Annotated in this window: 13 protein-coding genes; 8 read left to right on the forward strand and 5 right to left on the reverse strand. The window is 70.9% G+C overall.

The features are described 5' to 3' along the window. Positions 1-103 precede the first annotated feature (103 nt). A complete protein-coding gene (locus HJ588_RS20050; RefSeq protein ID WP_343036715.1) occupies positions 104-1,495 on the reverse strand; it encodes an LCP family protein in 1,392 nt (463 codons plus the stop codon). A 94-nt stretch (positions 1,496-1,589) separates the two neighbouring features. Here HJ588_RS20050 and HJ588_RS12940 point away from each other — a divergent pair, with 94 nt between their 5' ends. Genes HJ588_RS12940 through HJ588_RS12950 form a run of 3 tightly spaced genes read left to right on the forward strand, consistent with a single transcriptional unit; the run spans position 1,590 to position 4,501 of the window. Further along, a complete protein-coding gene (locus HJ588_RS12940; RefSeq protein ID WP_171157200.1) occupies positions 1,590-2,564 on the forward strand; it encodes a glycosyltransferase family 2 protein in 975 nt (324 codons plus the stop codon). 58 nt (positions 2,565-2,622) lie between these two features. Next, positions 2,623-3,450, forward strand: a complete 828-nt coding sequence (locus tag HJ588_RS12945; protein ID WP_171156212.1) for an ABC transporter permease — start codon at positions 2,623-2,625, stop codon at positions 3,448-3,450. Between the two features lies 1 nt (position 3,451). Continuing rightward, a complete protein-coding gene (locus HJ588_RS12950) occupies positions 3,452-4,501 on the forward strand; it encodes an ATP-binding cassette domain-containing protein (protein ID WP_171156214.1) in 1,050 nt (349 codons plus the stop codon). Positions 4,502-4,576: 75 nt separating this feature from the next. Here HJ588_RS12950 and HJ588_RS12955 read toward each other — a convergent pair whose 3' ends face one another. From HJ588_RS12955 to HJ588_RS12965, 3 genes are read right to left on the reverse strand one after another with little or no spacing between them, the layout of a single operon-like run. Further along, positions 4,577-5,203 carry a 3-oxoacid CoA-transferase subunit B gene (locus HJ588_RS12955; RefSeq protein ID WP_171156216.1) on the reverse strand — a complete coding sequence of 209 codons (627 nt, stop codon included), beginning with the start codon at positions 5,201-5,203 and terminating at the stop codon, positions 4,577-4,579. A 2-nt stretch (positions 5,204-5,205) separates the two neighbouring features. Continuing rightward, positions 5,206-5,979, reverse strand: coding sequence for a CoA transferase subunit A (locus HJ588_RS12960; protein WP_171156218.1), 774 nt, complete (start codon positions 5,977-5,979; stop codon positions 5,206-5,208). A 10-nt stretch (positions 5,980-5,989) separates the two neighbouring features. Further along, on the reverse strand, positions 5,990-6,625 hold the full coding sequence (locus tag HJ588_RS12965; protein ID WP_171156220.1) for a TIGR03089 family protein: 636 nt from the start codon (positions 6,623-6,625) through the stop codon (positions 5,990-5,992). Positions 6,626-6,666: 41 nt separating this feature from the next. On the opposite strand from HJ588_RS12965, the gene HJ588_RS12970 reads away from it, so the two are divergent. Continuing rightward, on the forward strand, positions 6,667-8,307 hold the full coding sequence (locus HJ588_RS12970) for an aldo/keto reductase (protein WP_171156222.1): 1,641 nt from the start codon (positions 6,667-6,669) through the stop codon (positions 8,305-8,307). Then, positions 8,307-9,083, forward strand: coding sequence for an SDR family NAD(P)-dependent oxidoreductase (locus HJ588_RS12975; RefSeq protein ID WP_171156224.1), 777 nt, complete (start codon positions 8,307-8,309; stop codon positions 9,081-9,083). Before HJ588_RS12970 ends, HJ588_RS12975 begins: the two co-directional genes overlap by 1 nt. 94 nt (positions 9,084-9,177) lie before the next feature. Here HJ588_RS12975 and HJ588_RS12980 read toward each other — a convergent pair whose 3' ends face one another. Further along, complete coding sequence (locus tag HJ588_RS12980; protein ID WP_171156227.1) at positions 9,178-10,224, reverse strand: PseG/SpsG family protein; 1,047 nt, start codon at positions 10,222-10,224, stop codon at positions 9,178-9,180. Between the two features lie 77 nt (positions 10,225-10,301). On the opposite strand from HJ588_RS12980, the gene pseB reads away from it, so the two are divergent. The 3 genes from pseB (at position 10,302) to HJ588_RS12995 (ending at position 13,339) form a co-directional block, all read left to right on the forward strand. Beyond that, positions 10,302-11,291 carry a UDP-N-acetylglucosamine 4,6-dehydratase (inverting) gene (gene pseB, locus HJ588_RS12985; RefSeq protein ID WP_171156230.1) on the forward strand — a complete coding sequence of 330 codons (990 nt, stop codon included), beginning with the start codon at positions 10,302-10,304 and terminating at the stop codon, positions 11,289-11,291. 90 nt (positions 11,292-11,381) lie between these two features. Then, entirely contained in the window at positions 11,382-12,515 is a 1,134-nt protein-coding gene (locus HJ588_RS12990) for an aminotransferase class V-fold PLP-dependent enzyme (protein ID WP_171156233.1), read from the forward strand. Between the two features lie 17 nt (positions 12,516-12,532). Then, positions 12,533-13,339 (forward strand): hypothetical protein, encoded by an 807-nt coding sequence (locus tag HJ588_RS12995; RefSeq protein WP_171156234.1) that lies wholly within the window; start codon positions 12,533-12,535, stop codon positions 13,337-13,339. The last annotated feature ends 16 nt before the right edge of the window (positions 13,340-13,355 follow it).

The raw sequence follows: 13,355 nt of genomic DNA on the forward strand, positions 1-13,355 counted from the left end.
CGACCCGAGAGGTCACTTCCGGGCGCGTTTGTCGTATGCCGGCGCCTGCGACCGACCTGAGAGGTCACTTCCGGGTGCACTCGTATGCCGGGGCGGCCGCCCGCTACTGGCTGACGCTGATCGACCGGTCGTTGTTGAGGTCGTCGAAGAGTTTCTTCGCGCGGGAGCTGTCCCACAACACGCCGGATTCGCCGCCGACGTAGTAGTTGGCGTCGGCCACCGGCACCTGCACCGACTGGCCGCCGCTGGTGATGCCCTTGAGCGTCCACATGATCTTGAGCGCGCGGAGCGGCGACATGCCTTGGTCGACCGCGATGCCCTGGGCGCCGGACTCGCCGACGCTCTTCAGCCGCCACGGCACGAGCAGGTTGGCCGGGCTCGCGACCTTCTTCATCAGCGCACCGAGGAACTCGCGCTGGTGCTGGGCGCGGGCGAGGTCGCCGGTGGCGAAGGCGTGCCGCGACCGCACGTAACCCAGGGCGTCGGCGCCCTGGAGGTTCTGGCATCCCTTCGGCAGGTTGATGTGCGCGTAGGGGTCGTTGACCGCCTCCGGCAGGCACATCCGCACGCCGCCGACCGCGTCGACGACGCCGGCGAAGCCGCCGAAGCCGATTTCCATGTAGTTGTCGACCCGCAGCCCGGTGGCCTGCTCCACGGTCTGCACCAGCAGCTTCGGGCCGCCGATCGAGAACGCGGAGTTGATCTTGTTGCGGCCGTGGCCGGGGATCTGCACCCAGCTGTCGCGCTGCATGCTGATCAGCGTCGGCTTCCCGCTGTCGGGCACGTGCAGCAGCATGATCGAGTCGGTGCGCGACGTGCCGCCGCCCACGTTGCTGCCGCCGGTGCGCAGCTTCTTGGCCTCTGCACTGGTCATGCCGGCGCGGGAGTCCGAGCCGACGAGCAGCACGTTGGTGCCCTTCCCGCCACCGGGCCGATCGCCGGCGGGGAACGCGTCGACCTTGCGCACCTTGCCCCACGCGGACAGGCCGGCCCAGACCAGCAGCCCGGCCCAGAGCGCGACGATCACCGCGAGTACGACGAGCACCCGCAGCCAGGTCCGCTTGCGACGCGGCGGGCGGGTGGCGGCCGGCGGCGTCGTGTCGGGGCGTGGTCCGCGCGGCCCCCGCGGTCCGTCCGGACCCGGCGGGCGACCGGGACCACCCGGACCACCCGGGCGGCCAGGTCCACCCGAACCACCCGGCCCCCCCGGGCGGCCCGGACCACCCGGCCGCTGCGCGGGCATCGGCACCCCGTCCTGCGGGTAGGACGCGGGCCGGGTCGGCATGACCCGCGTCGAGTCGTAGGCAGGCGGCGCGGGCGCCGGCTCCTCCCGGCGCGGCGGTCGGGCACCCGGTAGCGGCGCTTGCCGCCGCTCGTCCGCGCCCGGGCGCACCGGGATCTGCTGCGGCTCCTCCGCCGGGCGTCGGCGAGGTCGCCGCGGGGCGTCCTTGCCTCGTCGGGTGTCGATGATGATCGGCTCGTCGTCGTCCGGCACCGGACGAGGGTAACGTCCCATGCTGGGTGTCTCATGTAGCCTGGAGAGCGTGCCCAAATCCGAAACACCCTCCGCTGACGGCGTTTCGGTGATCATGCCGATCCTCGACGAGGAGCGGCATCTGGCCGAGTCGGTGGCCGCCGTCCTCGCGCAGGACGTGCCGTGCCCGCTGGAGGTCATCCTCGCGCTGGGACCGTCCGGCGACCGCACCGACGAGGTCGCCGAGGCGCTCGCGAGGGCCGACGACCGGGTCACACTGGTGGCCAACCCGAGCGGGCGCACCCCCGAAGGACTCAACGCCGCGATCGGCGCCGCGTCATACGACGTGGTCGCGCGGGTGGACGGTCACGGGATCCTCTCCGACGGTTATCTGGCCACGGCGCTGCGCACTCTTGCCGAGACCGAGGCGGCCAACGTCGGCGGCATCATGGACGCCGAGGGCACCACCGACTTCGAGCGCGCGGTCGCGGTGGCGATGAAGTCCAAGCTCGGCGTCGGGGGAGTGAAGTTCAAGCAGGGCGGCGCGGCCGGTCCGGCCGACACCGTCTACCTCGGCGTCTTCCGGCGGTCCTGGCTGGACAAGGTCGGCGGCTACGACCCGCGCTTCACCCGCGCCCAGGACTGGGAGATGAACTACCGCATCCGGTCCGCCGGGGGCGCGGTGTGGTTCACCCCGCAGCTCAAGGTCACCTACCGGCCGCGCGGCTCCTTCCGCGCCCTCGCGCGGCAATATCGGCAGTACGGCCAGTGGCGCCGCGTCGTCGCCCGGCAGCACAAGGGGTCGATCAACGCCCGCTACCTGGCCCCGCCCACGGCGCTGGTCGCGATCGCGGTCGGCACCGTCGGCGGGTTCGTATGGCGCCCGCTCTGGGTGGTTCCGGCCGGCTACCTCGGGGCCATCACCGCCGGTGGCGCCGCCATCTCGCGCGGTGCCGGCCCGGCGGTGCGGGTGCGGGTGCCCCCGGTCCTTGCGACCATGCACCTCAGCTGGGGCTGGGGCTTCCTGACCAGTCGCATCCGTCTCACCGAAGACGTTCAGCGGACGTCCAGTGACCGGCGGGTAGCCTGACGACGCTCCAGTCCGGGCGCGCCCCGCGCCATACCGACCGACGATCAACGAGGAACCGATGAACATGGCTGTGCGCCTACGGCGCATCGTCGAGCACCGCAAGGTGCTCTGGACGCTGGTCAAGCGCGACCTGCGGGTGCGATACGCCCGCAGTGTGCTCGGTTACCTCTGGACGCTGATCGACCCGCTGGCGATGGCGCTGGTCTACTGGTTCGTCTTCGGCGTGATCTACAAGACCCGCTCGGAGCTGAGCAGTGACGGTGCGCCGTTCGTGCTCTTCCTGGTGGCCGGGCTGCTGCCGTGGAACTGGTTCAACATGTCGATCAACGAGTCCGCCCGGGCGCTGTATGCCGAGCGACTGCTCGTCCGGTCCACCAACCTGCCGCGCGAGCTGTGGGTGATCCGGCTGGTGATCGCCAAGGGCATCGAGTTCGTTATGTCGCTGCCGATCCTCATCGGGTTCATGCTCTACTTCCGCTTCGGCACCGACCAGATCTACATCCACCCGGAGAAGTTCCTCTACTGGATCCCGGCGCTGGTGCTGGAGTTCCTGCTCTGTGTGGGGCTCGGCTTCGTGATGGCGCCGGTGACCGCCCTGGTCGACGACTTCGTCCGGCTGGTGCGGATCGGCTTGCGGGTGCTGTTCTATCTGACCCCGATCGTGTACTCGACGCAGATCCTCTCCGATCGCGCGCCGTGGGCGCGGCACATCCAGCAGTTCAACCCGCTGACCGGCATCAACGACATGTTCCGGCAGGTCTTCCTCACCCACGTCACCCCCGACTACCACGCCTGGATCTTCGCCGCGGTGGTCACCGTCTTCTGGTTGTTCGTCGGCATGTGGGTGTTCAAGAAGCTCGAACCGGCGGTTCTGAAGGAGATCTGAGATGTCCGACGCCACCCCGCAACTCGGCCCGGTCGGCGACCTCGTCCTGGGCGAGAACGGCAAGCCGCGCTGGCGCCCCGAGCGTCGGCCGAACGACCCGCCCGGCTACGACCCCGAGCACAAGCGCACCCTTGCCGACTACCACTTCCCGCCGGTGCCGAGCACCGTCGACTGGAAGTCGCAGCCCGGCGAACCGGTGATCGAGGTCGAAAACCTCGGCATCGAGTTCCTGCGCGGGCGCAAGCGCAACCTGTCGCTGCGCGAGATCGTCTTCCGCGGGGGCAGCGCGCACGACCGGGAGACGTTCTGGGCGCTGCGCAATCTCAACTTCACGGTGGGCCGCGGCGAGGCCGTCGGCCTGGTCGGCGGCAACGGCGGCGGCAAGTCCACCTTGCTGAAGATGATCGCCGGGACTCTGTTGCCCGACGAGGGTCGCGCGCTCGTCCGCGACGGCGTCGCCCCGCTGATCGAGCTGACCGGTGGCTTTATCGGGGAGCTCTCGGCCCGGGAGAACGTCTACCTCACCGCCGGCCTGCACGGGATGTCCCGTGAGGAGATCGACGAGCGCTTCGACGACATCGTCGACTTCGCCGGACCGCAGGTGCGAGCCGGGCTCGACGTGCCCTACCGGCACTTCAGCTCCGGTATGCAGGTGCGGCTCGGCTTCGCGGTCATCACCTGCCTCGACGAGCCGATCATCCTCGTCGACGAGGTGCTCGCCGTCGGCGACGCCGCGTTCCGCGAGAAGTGCTACAACCGCATGGAGAACCTGCTCGACCAGGGGCGCACGCTCTTCCTGGTCTCGCACTCCTCCGGCGACCTCCTGCGGTTCTGCACCCGCGGCCTCTACCTCAACGGCGGCGAACTCGTCGGCGACGGACCGATGGACGAGATCATGGACCGCTACATGAGCGACCTCATGGGCAAGGCGCACCAGAGCCCGACCCCGGAGGAGATGGCCGACCAGCGGCTGGCGCGGGAGGACGGTCAGATCAAGCGCCGGCTGCAGCGGGAAGAGGACCGCCGGGCGCGGCTGGGTAGCACCATCTGACCCGCTGGCCGACCTGCTGACTCGCTCGCAGACCTGCTGACCTGACCTGCTGACCGTCAAGCTGCCGCGGGGCGCTCAGAGCAGGGGCGCGGCGGTCTTGTCGCGAACCTCGTCCTCGGTGACGCCGTCGGCCACCTCGACGAGTTTCAGCCCGTCCGGGGTCACGTCGATGACTGCGAGGTCGGTGATGATCCGCTGCACGACCTGCTTGCCGGTGAGCGGCAGCGAGCACTCGGCGAGGATCTTGGCCGAGCCGTCCTTGGCGACGTGCTCCATGAGGACGATGACCTTGCGGGCGCCGTGCACCAGGTCCATCGCGCCGCCCATGCCCTTGACCATCTTGCCGGGGATCATCCAGTTGGCGATGTCCCCGGTCTGCGACACCTGCATGGCGCCGAGGATGGCTGCGTCGACCTTGCCGCCGCGGATCATGCCGAAGCTGGTGGCGGAGTCGAAGATCGACGCGCCGCGGCGCAGCGTGACGGTCTCCTTGCCGGCGTTGATCAGGTCGGGGTCGACCTGATCGGCGGTCGGGTAGGCGCCGACGCCGAGAAGGCCGTTCTCGGACTGCAGCACCAGCTCGACGTCGTCGGCCACGAAGTTGGGCACCAGGGTCGGCAGACCGATCCCGAGGTTGACGTAGTCGCCGTCGGCGAGCTCGCGGGCCGCGCGGGCGGCCATCTCGTTGCGGGTGAGCGCCATGTCTACTGACCGTCCTTGGTGGTGACCTTCTCGATGCGCTTGTCGGCGGCCTGCTCGGGGGTCAGGGCGACCACGCGCTGCACGTAGATGCCGGGCAGGTGCACCTCGTCGGGCTCGATGTCGCCCGGATCGACCAGCTGCTCGACCTCGGCGATCGTCAGCCGGCCGGCCATCGCGCACAGCGGGTTGAAGTTGCGGGCGCTGGAGTGGAAGACCAGGTTGCCGTGCCGGTCGCCCTTGGCGGCGCGCACCAGCCCGAAGTCGGTGGCGATGGAGCGCTCGAGCACGTAGGGCCGGGTCTGGCCGAGGAAGTCGAAGTCGCGGGTCTCCTTCGGCGGGGACGCCAGCTCGACCGAGCCGTCGGCGGCATAGCGCCACGGCATGCCGCCGTCGGCGACCTGGGTGCCGACGCCGGTCGCGGTGTAGAACGCCGGGATGCCGGCGCCGCCGGCCCGCAGCTTCTCGGCGAGCGTGCCCTGCGGGGTCAGCTCGACCTCGAGCTCACCCTCGAGGTATTGCCGCGCGAACTCCTTGTTCTCGCCGACGTATGACGCGATGATGCGCCGAATCCGCTTGTCCCGCAGCAGGATTCCCAGACCCCAGTCGTCGACTCCGCAGTTGTTGGAGACGACCTCGAGGTCGGTCGCCGTGCCCTTGTGGAGAGCATCGATCAGCACGCTGGGGATGCCGCAGAGACCGAATCCACCGACCGCGAGCGAGGATCCGCTGGCGATGTCGGCGACGGCCTCGGCCGCGGAGGAGACAACCTTGTCCATGTGATGGAGATTACAAGACGGTGGTCACGCCCTCGGCGGCGAGGCGGTCCTCCCGGCGGCTCGCGTCGGGGGAGCGCTGCAGCACCACCGACCCTCCGGCGAGCAGCACGCGCGCAGCCGTCGTGAGCAGCCCCGCGACCGGCGATTCGACGAGCACCCTTGTGCCGTGCGGGATTTCGGCTGCCGACACACCGGAGTAGGGCGTGGTCGCCGAGTTCGTGGCCGCGGCCACGGTGGTGCCGTCGAACGCTCCCACGCCCTGCGGCGGCGCGTCGGGCATCGCCTGCAGCGGGCTGGCCGCGAGCGAGGCCGTGGGTTCGACGAGGTCGGCGCCGGCCGGGTCGGTGTCGAGCGCGACGACCGCGTCCGCGGCGCCGCCGGTCAGGTCGAGGGTCAGTCCCCGGGTCCAGGCGGCCAGCGCCCAGTAGACCGCTCGCCAGTGGTCCGGCGGTATGGCGAGGCCCACCACCTCACCGGGCTGCAGCGCGGCCTCGAGGTCGAGCCAGTTGCCGGCCTTGGCCACCCAGTTGCCGAGCGTGCGGGAGGACAGCTCGATCCGCTCGCCGGAGCTGTCGTCATACCAGGTGAGGAGTGGGCGGCCGGGGTCATCGGTCCGCAGCGCGGCACGCAGGTCGTCGGGGGTCACCTGTGCACTGTAGGCAACCGGTGGGGATAGCGTCCTACCCCATGCGCGTACGTGTGGTGATCCAGTCGCGGCTGTCCTCCAGCCGGTTGCCCGGCAAGGCGATGCTGACCCTGGCCGGGATGCCCGCGGTGGTGCTCGCCGCGCGCCGGGCCGGCAACTCCGGCCTCGAGGTGGTGGTCGCCACCAGCGACCAGTCCGACGACGACGTGCTGGCCGCAGCGGTGAGCGGCGCCGGGATCCCGGTGTTCCGCGGGTCGCTCCACGACCCGCTCGACCGCTTCGTCCGGGCGACCGACGACCTCGCCGACGACGACCTGGTGGTGCGGCTGACCGGGGACAACGCAGTGCCCGACGGAGAGTTCCTCGGCGAGCTGATCGACACGATGACCGCGGCGGGGGAGGGCTACATCCGGGTGACGATGGCCGACATCTACGGCGTCGGCGCGGAGGTCATCCGGGTGGGGCTGCTGCGCGCCGCCGCGGCCGACGCGACCGACCCCTACGACCGCGAGCACGTCACGCCGTGGATCCGCCGGCACACCGATGATCTCGACTTCGTGCCGACCCTCGCGCCGGGCGACCCGGCCCGGGTGCGCTGCACGATCGACACCCTGCAGGACTACATCGTGGCCGCGACCGCGCTCGGCACCGTGGACGACGCGGTGTCCGCGCCGTGGCGCTCGCTGCTGCGGGCCTGGGCGGCCGCCGGGGGCAGGCTGCCGGAGCCGCTGGCCGGGGGCCGGGACAACGCGATCGGCCAGGGGCCGTGGGTGCTCGGTGCCGTCCAGATCGGCGTCGCCTACGGCGTCGCCAACCGCACCGGCCGGCCCGATCCGGTCGGCGCCGCCCGCATCCTCGCGATCGCCGCCGCGTCCGGTGTCACCCACGTGGACACCGCCCGCGCGTACGGCGACAGCGAGAGCCGCATCGGCAGCTCCCTCGCGCACGGCCTGTCCGAACGCATCGGTGTCGTCACCAAGATCCGGCCCCTCGACGACCTGCCGGTCGACGCCGGTGCCGCGGCGGCCCGTGACGCGGTCGCCGCGTCGGTGCAGGAGTCGCTGCGACTGTTGCGGTCGAGCAGCGTCGGCGCTCTGCTGGTGCACCGCTGGGCTGACTGGTCCCGCGGCCAGGGCGGGGTCGCCGACGCGATGGTCCGCCTGCGCGAGGACGGCGTCGCGCGGGTGGTCGGCGTCTCGCTGTCCACCCCGCAGGAACTGCTCGAGGCGCTCGCCGACGACCGCGTCGGCTACGTGCAGTTGCCGTTCAACCTGCTCGATCGCCGGTGGGTCGGCCCGCGGATCCGGCAGGCGCTGCGCGACCGCCCCGACGTCGTCGTGACCGTGCGCAGCGTCTTCCTGCAGGGGCTGCTGGTCGGCAGTGCCGACGCCCGCTGGCCGGACAACGTGGAGGACGACCGCGCCCGTCTGGAGGAGGCGCTCGCCGCACTGGTCGCCGAGTTGGGCAGGGAGAGCCAGATCGACCTGGCCCTGGCCTATGTGCGGGGCCAGGACTTCGTGACGTCGGTCGTGCTCGGTGCCGAGTCGCCGGACCAGGTGCTGGAGCACGCGCGGCTGATGCAGCGAGAACCGTTGACACCAGCGCAGATCGAGCGGGTGCACGAGGTGCTCCCCGCCGGGAGTGCGACCCTGGTCGACCCGAGCAGTTGGAAGGTGGCGTGATGTCCGACCTGTTCCGCCTCGACGGCGCGACCGCCGTGCTGAGCGGCGCGTCCGGCTGGCTCGGCGTGAGTATGACGGGAGCCCTGCTCGACGCCGGGGCGCACGTGCACGCGCTGGGCCGCGACGAGGGAAGGCTGCGTGCCGCGCTCGGTGCGGCCGCCGATCACGACCGGCTGACCCTGCACGCGATCGACGTCACCACTCCGGAGTGGCCGGACTTCCTGGCCGGGCTGCCGCGGGTGGACGTGCTGGTCAACAACGCCCACGTCGGCCGCGGCGGGTCGCTGCGGACCGCGACCGCGGACAACTTCGACGAGGCGTTCGACCTGGCGGTGAAGGCGGCCTGGGCCGGCCTCAACGCCGCACGCCCCGGGCTTGCCGCGTCGGTGGCGGCCGGGTGGTCGCCGAGCGTGGTCAACGTGGCGTCGATGTACGGAATGGTGTCGCCGGACCCGGCGATGTACGCGACCGAGGAGGGCCGCAACCCGCCGTTCTACGGCGCGGCCAAGGCGGCCCTGCTGCAGCTGACCCGTTATGCCGCAGGCGAGCTCGGCCCCGAGGGCATCCGCGTCAACTCGCTGACACCGGGTCCGTTCCCGTCCTCCGCCGCGCAGGAGAACGCCGCACTCGTCGAGCAGTTGCGCAGCCGCACGATGACCGGCACGTTCGGTGAGCCGGACGACATCGCGACGGCGCTGCTCTTCCTCGCCTCGCCGCACTCCCGCTTCGTGACCGGGAGCAATGTCGTCGTGGACGGCGGCTGGACCGCGCGTTAGCGCGCTCGGTGTCGCCGAGGTAGCACTCGCTGTCGCAATGACCTGCTCATAAGGACACGGAGTACTACCTCGCGGGCCGGGCCGCCCGCAACGGTCAGCGCGGCCCGCCAGGCCGGGCGTCGAGCGCGTCGGCGACCCGCCGGCGGCCGTCCCCGTCGAACATCGCCTGGCCGCGCCGTGCCATGGCGGCGGCCGCGCCGGGGTCGGCGATGAGCGCCGCCAGCCGGTCGGTCGCGACAGCCCGGTCGAAGCCGTCGAGCAGGCCCAGAGGCGCTACGACGCCCGCCTGGGCCGTCTGCTGGTAGCCCAGCTCCTGGTTGTCGGCGACGCAGACGACCGCGGTCGGCACGCCGATCGCGAGCAACTCCCACACCGACGACCCGGAGGCGCTGATCGCCAGGTCGGCTGACGCGGCCAGCCCGGCGAGGTCCGGACTGGGCGGGATCGTCCGAAGGGTCTGCCCGTCGGACGGGACGAGCGCGGCGAGTCGCTCGGCGATTTCGGGGTTTCCGGCAATCACGGTGATGTCGAGCGGTCGTCCCGTCGCGAGCAGCGCTGGTATGACGACGGGCGCCGCGCCCATCGGGTCCGTGCCGCCGAAAACAGCCAGCACCGAACGGATTTCGCCGGGCGTGCCGCTGAGGTCGCGCCGCCGGTCGAGGACCGAGTCGCGGAAGAGCGCATAGTCGGCCCCGGCCAGAGCCACCGATCCGGGCGGCCCGCCGCGGTGCGGGAGGGAGCCGAGGTTCTGGTCGACATAGAGGTCGGCCTCCTGCCCGGCACCGTAATCGCCGTCGACCATCGCCAGGACCGTCCGGCCGTCCGCGCGCAGCCGTGCGCCGGCGTCGGCCGGCAGGTCGTAGCCGTCGAGCACGACCGCGCCGAAGCCGGCCGCGGCCGCCTGTCCGGCGAGGGCCGGGCCGGTCGTGGCTGCCGTCATACGGCCGAAACCGGCGCGTGCGACGAGCGGTTCGAGCCAGCCGGCGCCGCCGAGATCGCCCCACAGGGTGACCGGGTGACCGCGGTGCCGGAGTTCCTCGCCGAGCGCGATGCAGCGCACCGCGTGTCCCACCCCGATGCGGGCGCCGGCGTCGCAGCGCAGGGCGACATGCGCGGGCGGCGCAGCGGGACGGGAGGGCATCGCCCGAAATGTTAACCTCGTGGGTGGTCCGCGCCTCCTGCGCGACCTCTTGTTCCCTTGGATCGCCAGGAGTTTGTGTGTCTGAATTGCAGGGTTCGTCGGTTCTCGTCACCGGTGGCACCGGGTCGTTCGGCAAGGCGTTCATCCGACGGTTGCTCGATGACATCAAGCCCAAGCGCGTCATCGTCTACTCGCGGGACGAGTTGAAGCAGTGGGAGGTCCGTCAGCACTTCGGTGACGACCCCCGCCTGCGCTGGTTCATCGGCGACGTGCGGGACCTGCCGCGGCTGCAGCGGGCGATGCACCAGGTCGACTATGTCGTGCACGCCGCGGCGCTGAAGCAGGTCGACACCGGCGAGTACAACCCGTTCGAGTTCGTCAAGACCAACGTGCTCGGCTCGCAGAACGTCATCGAGGCCGCGATCGACGCCGGCGTGAAGAAGGTCGTCGCCCTCTCGACCGACAAGGCGTCCAGCCCGATCAACCTGTATGGCGCAACGAAGCTCTCGGCCGACAAGCTCTTCATCCTCGGCAACCACTACGCGGCCGCCTACCCGACCCGCTTCGCGGTGGTGCGCTACGGCAACGTGACCGGTTCGCGCGGCTCGATCGTGCCGAAGTTCCGCGCGCTGGCCGAGGCCGGCGAGTCGCTGCCGATCACCGACCTGCGCTGCACCCGCTTCCTCATCACGCTGCCCGACGCGGTGCAGATGGTGCTCGACACCTTCGACATGATGCAGGGCGGCGAGCTGGTGGTGCCGCACATCCCGTCGCACAAGGTGACCGACCTGGCCCAGGCGATCGCGCCCGGCGCCAAGATGCACGACATCGGCCTGCGCCCCGGCGAGAAGCTGCACGAGGAGATGATCTCCCCGGAGGAGGGGCGTCGCGCGGTCATCGTCCAGGACGGCAAGTACTACGTGCTGCAGCCGGAGCTGGCCAGCTGGGGTTACAAGCCGATCGAGAACGCCACGCCGGTGCCGGAGGGCTTCCACTGCTCGTCGGACAAGAACGACATCTGGATCGACGCCGACGACATCCGCAAGATCCTCGACTCGGGCGTCTGATCGGGCGTCCAGTCACCCCGACGACGTTCTCCGCTCGTTCCGCGCAGCGACCCGTTGCGGGGCCGGCATGACTCAAGGAGCCTTTCCACCGTGCTGAACTACGGCCGCCAGTCGATCAACGACGAGGACATCGAAGCGGTCGCCGCGGTGCTGCGCGGCGACTGGCTGACCACCGGCCCGGCGGTGACCGCGTTCGAGCGCGATGTCGCCGACACCGCGGGGGTGGCCGAGCCGGCCGTGTCGGTCACGTCCGGCACCGCCGCGCTCCACACGGCATACGCCGGCCTCGGTGTCGGGCCGGGCGACGAGGTGATCACCACCCCGCTCACGTTCTTCGCCACCGCCACCTGTGCGATGTGGCAGGGCGCGAAGATCGTCTTCGCCGACGTGAGTGAGGACACCGGCAACCTCGATCCGCAGGCGGTCGAGGCGGCAATCACCGGCAACACCAAGGTGATTGCCGGTGTCGACTACGCCGGCCACCCGATCGACGCGCCGGCACTCGGCAAGCTCGCGCACGACAACGGCGCGCTGCTGCTCGAGGACGCCGCGCACTCGATCGGCGGCACGCTCGACGGTGTGCCGGTCGGCTCGCTCGCCGATGTCACGACCTTCTCGTTCTTCCCGACCAAGAACCTCACCACCGCAGAGGGCGGCGCGGTGGTCGGCACCGACCCGGAAGTGCTCGAGCGGGCCCGGATGTTCAAGAGCATCGGCTACACGCGCGACCCGGAGCGGTTGCGCAACCCGCAGGGGCAGGGCGGCTGGTACTACGAGGTGCACGAGCTCGGCCTCAACTACCGCCTGCCCGACGTGCTCGCCGCGCTCGGCTCCAACCAGCTGAAGCGGCTGGCCGACTTCAAGAAGCGCCGCGCCGAGGTGACCGCGCGCTACAACGAGGGCTTCGCCGGCATCGACGCGCTGCGCACCCCGGCCCAGCGCGAGGGCGCCGACCCGATGTGGCACCTCTACCCGCTGCGGATCCTCGACGGCCGCCGCCGGGAGCTGTTCGACCACCTGCGGGCGAACGAGATCGGCGCGCAGGTCAACTACATCCCGGTGCACCACCAGCCGATCTTCGCCGAACTCGGCTGGCGGCAGGGGCAGTTCCCGGTCGCCGAGGCCTACTCCAGCGGCGAGATCAGCCTGCCGATGTTCGCCGGGCTCACCGACGGCGACGTCGACCGGGTGATCGAGCTGGTGCGCGACTTCGTCAGCGGCTGACCGGCGCGCTGACCGCGATGCATCACGCCAACGTCTTCTACGGGCACGCCGCGATCCTGGCGCGCTACTGCGGACTGAGCGATCCGGGGCCGATCCAGGGCTACCTGCAGCACGGTTGGAACTTCCACGACGGCTTCGCCGTGGGGCACGAATTCGTCCCTGGCACACCGAAATTCGTCTGGTCGGAGACTGTGCGTCGACGCGGCTGGTCACTCGGGTTGCGCGACTACTACGTCGTCGGTGCACCCTGGGCATACCTGGTCGCGATGCAGGAGGACCCGCCGCCGCCCGGCGACGGCACGATCGTCTATCCGTTCCACGGCTGGGAGGGGCAGCAGATCATCGGCGACCACGCGGCATACGCCGACGAGGTGCGCGCGATGGAGGGCGACGTTCCCCTCACGATGTGTCTCTACTGGAACGACTACGACAAGCCCGAGGTCCGAAAGGTGTATGCCGACAAGGGTTTTCGGGTGATCACCCACGGTCGCCGGGGTCACATGTACATCGGTGGCGACACGGACTTCCTGGACAACCAGCTGCTCGAGCTCCGGCGCCATCGTCGGGTGGTCAGTAACCGGCTCGGTTCGGCGCTGCTCTATGGCGCGTCGCTGGGCCGGGAGATCGGCGTCTATGGCGATCCGATGGTGTTGCGCAACGATCACGCGGTGCTGGGTGGCATGGCACGGCAGCAGCGACTCTTTCCGCAATTGCACCGCGCGCAGGTCGATCCGGGCGTCGCGGCGGGCGTGGTCCGCGCCGAGCTCGGGACTGAGCTGTTGCTGCCGCCGGGCGCGCTGGCGGCCCGGCTCGGCTGGGCGTGAGAGCCCGGCCGAGCCG

The organism is Flexivirga aerilata (assembly GCF_013002715.1).
In the GTDB taxonomy this organism is placed as follows: domain Bacteria; phylum Actinomycetota; class Actinomycetes; order Actinomycetales; family Dermatophilaceae; genus Flexivirga; species Flexivirga aerilata.

Excerpts from the sequence above, each read along its gene's own strand:
- HJ588_RS12940 (WP_171157200.1), top strand. The coding sequence starts at position 1,590 with ATGCCGATCCTCGACGAGGAGCGGCATCTGGCCGAGTCGGTGGCCGCC.
- HJ588_RS12975 (WP_171156224.1), top strand. The coding sequence starts at position 8,307 with ATGTCCGACCTGTTCCGCCTCGACGGCGCGACCGCCGTGCTGAGCGGC.
- HJ588_RS12955 (WP_171156216.1), bottom strand. The coding sequence starts at position 5,203 with ATGGCGCTCACCCGCAACGAGATGGCCGCCCGCGCGGCCCGCGAGCTC.
- HJ588_RS12945 (WP_171156212.1), top strand. The coding sequence starts at position 2,623 with ATGAACATGGCTGTGCGCCTACGGCGCATCGTCGAGCACCGCAAGGTG.
- HJ588_RS12980 (WP_171156227.1), bottom strand. The coding sequence starts at position 10,224 with ATGCCCTCCCGTCCCGCTGCGCCGCCCGCGCATGTCGCCCTGCGCTGC.
- HJ588_RS12960 (WP_171156218.1), bottom strand. The coding sequence starts at position 5,979 with ATGGACAAGGTTGTCTCCTCCGCGGCCGAGGCCGTCGCCGACATCGCC.
- HJ588_RS12950 (WP_171156214.1), top strand. The coding sequence starts at position 3,452 with ATGTCCGACGCCACCCCGCAACTCGGCCCGGTCGGCGACCTCGTCCTG.
- HJ588_RS12995 (WP_171156234.1), top strand. The coding sequence starts at position 12,533 with ATGCATCACGCCAACGTCTTCTACGGGCACGCCGCGATCCTGGCGCGC.
- HJ588_RS12970 (WP_171156222.1), top strand. The coding sequence starts at position 6,667 with ATGCGCGTACGTGTGGTGATCCAGTCGCGGCTGTCCTCCAGCCGGTTG.